The organism is Microcystis sp. M49636_WE2, from assembly GCF_030065375.1.
GTDB lineage: Bacteria > Cyanobacteriota > Cyanobacteriia > Cyanobacteriales > Microcystaceae > Microcystis > Microcystis aeruginosa_C.
Genome location: NZ_JASJFG010000096.1, coordinates 1 through 10,676, shown reverse-complemented (window position 1 = coordinate 10,676; position 10,676 = coordinate 1). Strand labels below are relative to the sequence as shown.

The window sequence follows — 10,676 nt, the reverse complement described above, 5'->3', positions numbered from 1 at the left end:
TAGTAAATCCGTTGAGTATGGGCTACATATCAAGAGAGGCACTCCTGCAAAACGGAGAATAAATAATCAGTTTTTAATAACTGGATTTAGTATTACTGTTTACTGATCACTGAACATCTAAATCAAGTTAAAATATCCGCTCCCAACATCCGTTGATATTTAGCTTCTAAGGCTTGTTTCAAATTGGGCAAAGTGATTAAATGGGGATCATCTAACATAATTTTTTCGGCGGCATCTCTTGCCAAAACTAACACCTCTTGATCCTCGACTAAACTAGCGAGGGCAAAATCTGGTAAACCCGATTGTCGTTGTCCTAAAACTTCCCCCGGACCGCGAAATCGCATATCCATTTCCGAGATAAAAAAGCCGTCTTGGGATTGTTCCAAAACCGTCAATCTTTGACGGGAATTAGCACTATTAGTCCCACTTAAAAGTAAACAGTAGGATTGATGGGAACCTCTGCCCACGCGCCCCCGTAATTGATGCAATTGTGAAAGGCCAAAACGTTCGGCATTTTCAATTAACATCACCGTGGCATTGGGAACATCCACCCCCACTTCGATAACCGTAGTTGAGACAATAATTTGCAGAATATTATCGCGAAAAGCTGTTAAGATTTCCTCTTTTTCGGCGGAACTCATGCGACCATGGAGTAAACCGATATTAAAATTGGGAAAAATCTTTTCTGATAAATTTTGATATTCTTCCACCGCAGCCCTAACATCTAATTTTTCCGATTCTTCAATCAAGGGAAAAATCACATAAGCTTGTCTGCCTTGGGCAATTTCACGCCGAATTAAATCATAGGCAGCCCTTCTTTGATTCCCATTTAAAGCGCTGGTTTGAATCGGTTGTCTGCCGGGGGGTAATTCGTCAATTTGACTCACATCTAAATCCCCATGTAGGGTTAAAGCTAAAGTACGGGGAATCGGTGTTGCTGTCATGGTTAAAACGTGGGGAGACTCTCCTTTGCTTAATAATCTTGCCCTTTGTTGTACCCCAAAGCGATGCTGTTCATCAATAACAACTAAACCTAATTTGCGGAAATTAACTGCATCTTGAATTAGGGCATGAGTTCCCACTAAAAGTGGTAATTCTCCTGTCTCTAATTGGGCGTGAATTTCTCGCCGTTTAGCGGTTTTTGTGGAACCAGTTAATAATTCTACGGGTAAATGTAAGAGATTAAACCAGCTAACTAACTTACGATAATGTTGTTCTGCTAAAACTTCCGTGGGAGCCATTAATGCCGCTTGATAACCAGATTGTAGGGCTGCTAAAATAGCATAAACTCCGACAATTGTTTTGCCAGAACCCACATCCCCCTGCACGAGACGATTCATCGGGGTGCTAGAATCTAAATCCTCTAAAATTTCTTCAATAACTCGTTTCTGAGCATTAGTTAATTGAAAGGGAATTATCTGATTAAATTGATCAATTAGTTGACCCCTAGCACTAAAAATAGCACTTTTCTGTGTCTGACGATACTGTTGCCGCCGCCGCAGAAAACCCAATTGTAAAAAGAAGAATTCATCAAAGACTAATCGCCGTCGCGCTTGACTGAGAATCTCGGCATTATTAGGGAAATGAATGTTAGTAATTGCTGTTTTTAAATCGATTAATCCGTATTGTTTTCTTAGACCGAAAGGCAAGGGATCTTTTATCGCCTCTACTGCCCCAAAAGCGGCGACTACAGCCTTTCTAATTAGGTCGGCGGGTACTCCATCGGTGAGGGGATAAACTGGCAGAATACGCCCGATTTTTAAGGACTCAATACTTGCCCCAGAACTGTCTAATAATTCAAATTCAGGATTTTCTAAAGTTAACCCATATTTACCCGCTTTGACTAAACCACTAACCGCCACCACCGAACCCACCAGATAGAGTTTTTTTTGTCCTTCTTGCCAAGCACGATTAGTATAGCGAGTTCCCGCATAAAAACGGTTTAATTTTATCTGTCCAGTGCGATCCTGTAAGAGCAATTCAAAGATAGCTAACTTGGTATTTTTGGGGCTAGTAAAACAATTACAGCGCTTGACATTCCCTACTAAAGTTACCGTTTCCCCCTCGGTTAAATTGGCGATATTGACTTGACGACTGTAATCAATATGATCCCGGGGATAATAATATAATAAATCTTCAACTTTGTGGAGGTTTAATCTTTCTAAAAGACTGGCTTTTCTCTCTCCCACTTCCGCTAGATATTTCAAGGGTTGTTCGAGGGTAACTTGCCGTGGAGAATTAGTCTTTGCCGTGATGGGAGTGGTATTAATAATTTTCGCCGCAGCTGGTTCTTTTGGGGTGGGGGTTGCTTCTAAAGTTTGCCGTAATTGTTGCAAAAAATTGCGAGTTTCGGTGACTAATTGTTGTCTTTGTCTGGGATTAAACTGGGAATATTGGGCAAATTTTTGGGCTAATTCTCGCCAGCGATTTCTCTCACTGGTGGCAATTCCCACGGGAGGATTATCCCCGAAACTAAGACACAAAAACTCGCTAAAACGGTATTGATTTCCCTGAAGATCTGGATAACCTTTTTCCGCTTCTACAGATAAGGCTTTTTGTAATCTCACCCAGTCGGGTATTTCCCCTTTCATAATTGCCTCTTGATTCCAAATTTCCTAGTGTTATGTTTCCCTAATACCTCTGTTTAATTATAACTGATTAATCATACCAACTACTGCGCCACGCCGCTTCCGCTTGAGCGATAGTATATTCTTTGCGAAGGTGATGATATTGTTTACCTAGACGATTTAATTGTTCCCAAAGGGAGCGAATTTGATTTCTTTCGACACTTAAGCGCGCATCAGCAAATTCTAGTTCAGCCATTCGTAGATGAATCGCCGTTACTTTAGTGACTTTGCCACTTGAAAAATCATGATCATCCCCATCATCTTCATCTTCATCTTCATCTTTTTCTTCCTCTGGTTCAGGGTTTTTAGCTTCTACTAAAATGTTTAACATATTATTTCCTCCACCTAGGGATTGTCCCTCTTCTCCCGCTTGAATTGCCATATCGATAATTTGACTGGGTAGATGAGGGGGAATAATATAGGCTTTTTGTAGTTGCTGATTAATTTGTTTAGAGAGATGATTGAGAATCTCGATACAGTTTTTTTCCAGGACTCGACAACAATAAAGCAAAATATCGGGGTTATTAATCTCTCCAGTTGCGGCTAGATTTTCCCGTTTGTCTAGAAAAAGCTTCAAGAAATCTGGGGTGTTAACTGTCTCTGCTGGACTTTTAGAGAATCCTACCCCTGAAAATGCCCCTCGATTGAAGCTCTGTTCGCCCAATTGCTGTAAACTGGCTTTAGCCTCTTGTCCTAGAGCTTTGATCTCCTCTTGTAGTTTCTGACGATTGCTGTGGGAGAGGGCCAGAAATTCCCCCCCATAGTAACGGGTACAGATATAATACACTGCCCCGATCGCCTGTTTATAGAGAGATTCACCGAGTAAATCAAGATAAATTCGGTATTTTTCTCGCATTCTTTCGGCTAAATTTGCCACTTCCGTTTCTATGTTCTTTAAATCTTGTTGTAGCTTGTTCAGTCTTCCAGTCATAGAAATTTTACCGAGGGAGAAGTTAGCGATCGGCGAATTCTATTATAGCGACTCACTGTCAGCTATAGCACCCTGACATGGGGGAGATGCTCAGACGAAAAGAAGGTAAACTGGAATCTGTGCCGCGTTGATCGTCTTTAAATTTCACTGTAGAACGAATTGCTCAAGTCTTGGACTTAACTGTAGAAAAAGTGCGAGAAATACCAGAAACCCATAAAGATAATCTAGCAGTAAGCTATGACAGCGTTTCTGATCAAGATCAAGTGTAACCTAATTTACTATCGACCACCGACTCCCCAAAACGAAAACTTTCTACCTCACCATCAAGATAACTGCTCTACTTAAATTTATGACTAGCAATCCTTCAGCTTCTTTAAAATTAAAAAAAACAAAAATTACCGACACAAATATCACTCTCTCCCATGGCAGTGGTGGCAAAGCAATGCGGGATTTAATTAACGAGATATTCGTTAATAATTTTGATAATAACTTACTGGCAACCCTTGAAGATCAAGCACGATTTGAGATTAAAGATTTGGCTAAAATAGGCGATCGCTTGGCATTTACCACCGATTCCTATGTGGTTTCTCCCCTATTCTTTCCGGGGGGTGATATTGGCAGTTTAGCAGTCAATGGAACCGTTAATGATTTGGCTGTCGGTGGGGCAATTCCTCTCTATCTCAGTTGTAGTTTTATCCTCGAAGAAGGTTTATCTATCGACACCCTAAAAACCATCGTTACTAGCATGAAAATAGCCGCCGAAAAAGCAGCGGTAAAAATCGTCACTGGGGATACAAAAGTCGTTTCTAAGGGACAAGGGGATCAAATATTTATTAATACCTCTGGAGTGGGGGTAATTCCAGCCGGAATCAATTCCGGGGCGAATAATTTACAAGTTGGCGATCGCATTTTGATTAACGGTTTTCTGGGGGATCACGGAGCCGCCATTCTGATTGCTAGGGGCGAATTAGACCTACAATGCACAATCGAAAGCGCTTGTCAAGCCCTGAATTCTTTAATTTCTGCAATTCTGGCCGTTTGCCCGGAAGTTAAAGCGATGCGGGATGCCACTAGGGGCGGATTAGCCACGGTTTTAACCGAATTTGCCCAAAGTTCAGGGGTGGGAATACAGGTACAGGAAACGGCGATCCCCATCCGGGAAGAAGTGCGAGGAATGTGCGAATTATTGGGCTTAGAACCGCTTTATCTGGCAAATGAGGGCAAATTAGTCCTTGTCGTGCCACCAGAGGCGGAAAATCGCGTTTTAGCAGTGATGCGCTCCCATCCTGACGGTAAAAATGCCGCTTCTATCGGGGAAGTCGTCGCTTCTCCCCCCAATTTAGTTTACTTAAAAACCGCTTTCGGCACTAAAAGGATTCTCGATATGTTAGTCGGTGAACAATTACCGAGAATATGTTAATTAGACAGAAGACAGTTTTAAAGGAAAAAGTGAAAACTAAAAAAACAGATAGTTGGGGTTTTGGGGTTTTAGTTGAAATTTCCCTGCTCTCTTCTCCCTGATAACTGATAACTGATAACTGATAACTGATAACTGAAAATGCACGAACTAGGAATCACCCAAAATATTATCGAACTTGCCTTAGAACATTCCCGAGGAATGAAAGTTAAGCGCGTGGTGTTAGAGATTGGTAAACTAACGGCAATTATGCCAGAATCGATCGCTTTTTGTTTTGATACCTGTTGTCAAGGTACTAATATAGAGGGGGCAATGTTAGAGATTCTGGAAATTTCTGGTTTAGGACAGTGCCAAGATTGCGGAAATGAGCTAGAACTAGAATATCCCTACGGAATCTGCGAGCGATGTGGTAGTCGTAATATAATCATTTTACAGGGTCAAGAATTAAATCTTAAATCGTTGGAGACAGAATCCTTATGTGTGTAACCTGTGGTTGTTCTGATAACTCGGAAGTGACGGTAACTAATCCGCAAACGGGAACCCATGAACATATTTTAGCCGATGGTACTGTTATTAGTCATAGCCATCACGATCACGATCATGAGCATCCCCATCATCCTGCGGAAATTCACGCTCAAATTCATGGTAACATTCTCCAAGTTGAGCAAAATCTGCTGGCAAAAAATAATCTATTAGCGGCACAAAATCGCGGTTGGTTGAAGGGGAGAAAAACTGTTGCCCTTAATCTGGTTTCTTCCCCCGGTTCGGGAAAAACTACCCTGTTAACTCGCACAATTGCCGATTTAAAAACCGCTATTCCTATCAGTGTGATTGAGGGAGATCAAGCTACAGCTAATGATGCCCAAAAAATTAGTGAAACCGGTTGCCAAGTCGTTCAAATTAATACCGGAACAGGTTGTCATTTAGAAGCATCAATGGTAGAGAGAGGATTAATCGAACTCGATCCACCGATGAATTCTTTAGTGATGATCGAAAATGTCGGTAATCTAGTTTGTCCTGCTTTATTTGATTTGGGAGAAAATGCCAAAGTTGTCATTCTTTCCGTCACCGAAGGAGAAGATAAACCGATTAAATATCCCTATATGTTCCACGCTTCTCAAGTCATGATCTTGACAAAAATAGACCTACTACCCTACGTTAATTTTAACCTCGATCGCTGTTTAGATTACGCCTATCAAGTTAATCCCAATCTGAAAGTTTTTCAAGTTTCCGCTACCACTGGAGAAGGTTTAGATGCTTGGTACAGCTGGTTAAAATCGCTGGTTTAAGTTAAGCAGTAACACACCAAAAAAGTTCAGTCTAACCCAAGGAAAAATGACCCTAGCACTTGATCAAAATATTTATAATCAACTGTTGACTAAATTTCAACCCAAGATTATTGAAAATGAGGAAGAATAAGTAGGTAGGCGTTAAAAATTATCAGACACCCCCCTTATCAAGGGGGGACTAAGGGGGGATCGGCACCCCCCTTATCAAGGGGGGACTAAGGGGGGATCGGCACCCCCCTTATCAAGGGGGGACTAAGGGGGGATCGAACCTAAAATCCATTTTTAATTTAATTATAACCAGCTACAATTATTAAGGATTTTGATGCCAAACAACCTCAACCCGAACCAGCTTCACCGAGGGAAGTATTATTACACTTAATGTCAGCTAACAACATGAAACAAGCTGATTTAGTTGGTAAAATTGGTTCTAAGGGTGTGGTTTCAGAAATTGTTAAAGGCAAGCGATCGATTAGTAAAGCTCAAGGGAAAATTTTAGGAGAGATTTTCAATGTTTCCCCCAGTGTATTCATTTAATTATCTATTAGTTGTTAATGAAAACAACCGTCATTGTTCCCCCGATTAAATGTCAAGGTATCAAAACTAAACTGGTATCATCAATCAAAAGTTTAGCAGATCATCAAAACTTTGATCGCTGGATAGAACCCTTTTGTGGCCTGGAGTTGGTAGCTTTTAATTTATACGAAATCCAGTTATTAAAAACTGATTATTTATTGCCTCTCCTGATATGTAGCCTATACTCAACGGATTTAGTATTATTTGCATAAGACTCCTAGGGGTGTGTAGGGACATGATGCGAAGCTAGTAGCAGCCTTGTGCATTCATGACCCTACACCTATTGGGACCTTCGTCAGGCACTAACAATAAGGCTGACTTTTAGGCAAAAACGCGAGCATCCCGAGGACGAACATAAACTTGTTCCCCGACCTTGAGATGCAATTGATCCAGTTGTTCTCGATTCAGATGGGCAATCAGGAGAGAGCGATCGGGTAGAATTAATTCCACATCGATGGCCCAACCCAGATGGATAATGCGCTCGACTTTTGCCGCAATACTAGACCCATTGGGAGAAGAGAGAATTTCCAGGTCGTGGGGACGAATAAAAATCTTGACTCCGTTAGTACCCCCCCCAAGCTGCTCGAACAGTGCAGCCGAGGTCGGTGGTAAAACATTCACCCGGCCGATAAAACTCATCACAAAAGCAGAGGCAGGATGATCGTACACCTGATCGGGAGTCCCCACCTGTTCGATTTTACCCTCATTGAAAATTACGATCTCGTCGGCCACTTCCATGGCTTCCTCTTGGTCGTGGGTGACAAAAACACTGGTGACATGGACCTCCTCGTGTAACTGTCGCAACCAAACTCGTAGCTCTTTTCTAACTTTGGCATCCAAGGCCCCAAAAGGCTCATCTAATAATAATACTTCCGGTTCTACCGCTAAGGCCCGGGCCAGGGCAACCCGTTGACGTTGACCCCCGGATAGTTGGGCCGGATAGCGATCGCCTAATCCCTGCAATTGAATTAAACTCAAGAGACTGTCCACTCGTTTTTGAATGTAGTCGGGGGTAGCTTTGCGGATATTTAAACCGAAAGCGATATTCTGACGCACCGTCAGGTGTTTAAAAAGCGCATAATGCTGAAAAACAAAGCCAATATTCCTTTTTCTGACATTTAAATGGGTTGTGTCTTTGCCGTTGATGATAATTTTGCCTGTGTCGGGGGGTTCTAATCCTGCGATCGCTCTCAGGAGGGTGGTTTTTCCCGAACCGGACGGCCCCAGCAGTGCCACCAGACGATTCGATTTGATCTCTAGGTTGATGTGGTCTAAAGCGGTAAAGGTGCCGAATTTTTTCGATACTTGCTCGATGATGATACTCACGGTAGCTAATCCTCTGGCAAAAAAATGTATAGGGTTTGACCGTATTTTAACTACAATTCAATCTCAATCGTATTAAAATACAATTACATTTTACAATATAGCGAAAAAATTAAGTTTCGATTCGGGAGATTACTGGTTATAAACCGAGACTAAAAAGATTAAACAGCGATAAAAGCTTACTATTACTCTTTTTTACTCTTTTAGTCGGTTCTAAAGGCTTAATTAACTAATTTTGTCCCTTAACTACCAGAAACACACCGGAGAAAAGAGACGACTGAGGCAAAAATGGACTATTCTTTATTGACAATATTTAGCTTTTTTATCGGAATTATCGTGGGATTAACGGGAATTGGCGGTTCATCCTTGATTACACCCCTATTGATCTTTGTATTTCAGGTTCCCGCTACCACCGCAGTGGGTTCCGATGTGGTAGCGGCCGGATTGATGAAAGTGGTCGGCACTGTTCGTCACTGGCAACAGCAAACGATCGAGTTAGAAGTGGTAAAATGGCTAGTAATTGGCAGTGTACCCGGTTCTCTGTTAGGATTAGTCGGTTTTCGCTATTTTCAGCAGAATAGCTCCCTCAATCTCGATCAATGGTTGCCTCCTATCATCGGTCTTGTCTTGATGATCGTGACTGTCCTAGCGGCCCTAGAACTACTAATCTCCTTATTTTTTCCCGATTTGTCCCCTTGGTCCTGGCCAAAATTAGATTTAACCACTCGCTCCGGTCAGATAAAAACAACGATATTAGGGGCAGTTTTAGGCTATTTGGTCGGTTTAACCAGTATTTCCAGTGGTTCCTTATTTGCATTGGTCTTGATGACCTTTTTTCACCTTGATTCTCGCAAATTAGTCGGCACAGATCTATCGCAAGCGTCCATCCTCTTAACCTGTACTTCCATTGGTCATCTGGGATTAGGAACGGTAGATTGGAATCTGGTACTTCCTATCTGGTTGGGTGGAATACCGGGGGTGGTAGTGGGAGCAAGATTATCGGAATATTTCCCCAAAAATGCCCTAAAAATACTGCTTTATACTATTCTAGTCACGGTCAGTTGGCGCTTACTCCAACCCACCTAACCCCCATAGTTCACTCGAAAGTCATCATACTACCCATCAACAGATCGGGACTGGTGGCGACAAAATAGATAATTCCCGCACCGAGAATAACGATCGCTAAACTAAATAGTACCACCCATCGATCGGCTGGTTCATAGGTATCTTCATCTATATCTCGTCTGACTGTAAAATAATGGGCCGTGGTCAAAAATACGGTCAATAAACCCACTAAAGCAAACATTAAGCCCAATTTCCAACCATAACCGGGCCGGGGAACCAGAGGAGGATGAAAGGCCCGTAAACGCAGGATAACCATACCAAAACCCATTAATGCGATCGCTGTTCGCATCCAAGACAGATAGGTGCGTTCATTGGCCAGATGATCGCGGACTCGATTGGGATTGACTTTTTTCGGTGTAATGCTGGTCTTGCTTTCCGTCACTGGCGATTTGAGAAAAAATAACATGATCGAGATGGCTAGGGGTCGGTTTCAAGTTGACCGCTTGATAAGATGATGTTATTCTATGGCACTTGAGTTATAGATGGTATGGAAAAAATCTAAAATATATTTTTAGATGTATTTGTATTGAATCAAAAATCAAATAGAGTTTGCTCAATAAATCTAAAAACCTTGTTGGGTAAGACTTTTAGACTTTTTGTCAACCAAAAAGTACCAGATTGGGGAGTGATCGGGGGGAAAATGCAGGTACTTTTTCCCTGAAAATCGCTAAAACCCTACACCCTACACCCTACACCCTACACCCTGCCCCCACCGAAAAACTTTTTGCCGCAAACCCTAAATAGATTCTGCTTGTTGCTGGAAAAGCGCCCATCCATAGCTTAAGGATAGGGCCAAGAAAGCGAGGGGAAGACTTTCCTTGATTATAAACACACCCAAACCGATCAACACACAGGGGACAAAGTGGCTGCCGTGACTGGTAATTAAATTAGCGATCGCCGGTAATTGGGTTAACTGATGAGCAGTAAAACACCAAACACCCACCAAGATCAGAAAAACGCTGACGATAGTGACTAAATTTTGCCAAGTATTACTAGCAAACAGAGGCAGATAAATCCCTATATTATCACTGCCATTGGCGATGGTAATTGCCGCCACAGCGCCGGTTTGAGGGGAAAACCAGGCCGCCAAGGGAAAATAAGGTGCTGATTCTACAGCGACCTCCACATTATTATCCGTCTCGGTTTCTTCTCGCTGCCAGAGACTCCGAATCCCGAAAATCACGGGTAACAGACCGAGAAAACGAATCCACTGAGCCGGAATCAAGAAACTCCCGAAAAAGCCAGTTAAACTCGCCAAAATCAGCAGGATAAAGCCTAAATACTGACCGATAACGATATGACGACGGCGAAAAAGTTTATTGACCTGGGTAAAAAGAATCGTCAAAATCAGGATGTCATCGAGATTAGTGGCAATAAAGGCCGCTATTGCT

10 protein-coding genes and 1 pseudogene are annotated in these 10,676 nt (G+C 42.2%); 6 read left to right on the top strand and 5 right to left on the bottom strand.

Translation table 11 applies throughout. The annotated features are described in order from the left end of the window. Positions 1–122: 122 nt before the first annotated feature. Both recG and PX484_RS02260 read right to left on the bottom strand, forming a co-directional pair. Positions 123–2,591, bottom strand: coding sequence for an ATP-dependent DNA helicase RecG (recG, locus tag PX484_RS02265; RefSeq protein WP_288102742.1), 2,469 nt, complete (start codon positions 2,589–2,591; stop codon positions 123–125). A gap of 67 nt (positions 2,592–2,658) precedes the next feature. After that, positions 2,659–3,558 (bottom strand): hypothetical protein, encoded by a 900-nt coding sequence (locus PX484_RS02260; protein ID WP_287766896.1) that lies wholly within the window; start codon positions 3,556–3,558, stop codon positions 2,659–2,661. A 349-nt stretch (positions 3,559–3,907) separates the two neighbouring features. Here PX484_RS02260 and hypE point away from each other — a divergent pair, with 349 nt between their 5' ends. The 5 genes and pseudogenes from hypE to PX484_RS02235 all read left to right on the top strand — a co-directional run bounded on the left by hypE (position 3,908) and on the right by PX484_RS02235 (position 7,049). Beyond that, positions 3,908–4,978: a hydrogenase expression/formation protein HypE gene (gene hypE / locus PX484_RS02255; RefSeq protein WP_288102741.1), complete on the top strand. Its 1,071-nt coding sequence runs from the start codon at positions 3,908–3,910 to the stop codon at positions 4,976–4,978. 138 nt (positions 4,979–5,116) lie between these two features. Beyond that, a complete protein-coding gene (locus PX484_RS02250; RefSeq protein WP_002801994.1) occupies positions 5,117–5,461 on the top strand; it encodes a hydrogenase maturation nickel metallochaperone HypA/HybF in 345 nt (114 codons plus the stop codon). Continuing rightward, entirely contained in the window at positions 5,452–6,264 is an 813-nt protein-coding gene (gene hypB / locus PX484_RS02245; RefSeq protein WP_287766892.1) for a hydrogenase nickel incorporation protein HypB, read from the top strand. The genes PX484_RS02250 and hypB overlap by 10 nt, the downstream gene beginning before the upstream one ends. A gap of 300 nt (positions 6,265–6,564) precedes the next feature. Beyond that, positions 6,565–6,798: pseudogene (locus tag PX484_RS02240) on the top strand (helix-turn-helix domain-containing protein); the annotation flags it as partial. 17 nt (positions 6,799–6,815) lie between these two features. Continuing rightward, positions 6,816–7,049: a DNA adenine methylase gene (locus PX484_RS02235; RefSeq protein WP_287766890.1), complete on the top strand. Its 234-nt coding sequence runs from the start codon at positions 6,816–6,818 to the stop codon at positions 7,047–7,049. Between the two features lie 109 nt (positions 7,050–7,158). Here the strand turns inward: PX484_RS02235 and PX484_RS02230 are convergent, their stop codons facing one another. Further along, positions 7,159–8,163, bottom strand: coding sequence for a sulfate/molybdate ABC transporter ATP-binding protein (locus tag PX484_RS02230; RefSeq protein WP_287666111.1), 1,005 nt, complete (start codon positions 8,161–8,163; stop codon positions 7,159–7,161). A gap of 285 nt (positions 8,164–8,448) precedes the next feature. Here PX484_RS02230 and PX484_RS02225 point away from each other — a divergent pair, with 285 nt between their 5' ends. Continuing rightward, positions 8,449–9,246: a sulfite exporter TauE/SafE family protein gene (locus tag PX484_RS02225; RefSeq protein ID WP_287666109.1), complete on the top strand. Its 798-nt coding sequence runs from the start codon at positions 8,449–8,451 to the stop codon at positions 9,244–9,246. Positions 9,247–9,256: 10 nt separating this feature from the next. Here the strand turns inward: PX484_RS02225 and PX484_RS02220 are convergent, their stop codons facing one another. Next, the gene (locus tag PX484_RS02220) at positions 9,257–9,691 is read right to left on the bottom strand and encodes a YidH family protein (protein WP_061432697.1); all 435 of its coding nucleotides are present in this window, start codon (positions 9,689–9,691) and stop codon (positions 9,257–9,259) included. A 330-nt stretch (positions 9,692–10,021) separates the two neighbouring features. Beyond that, positions 10,022–10,676: cadmium resistance transporter (locus PX484_RS02215; protein ID WP_288102740.1), on the bottom strand; the 655-nt coding region annotated here is incomplete at its 5' end.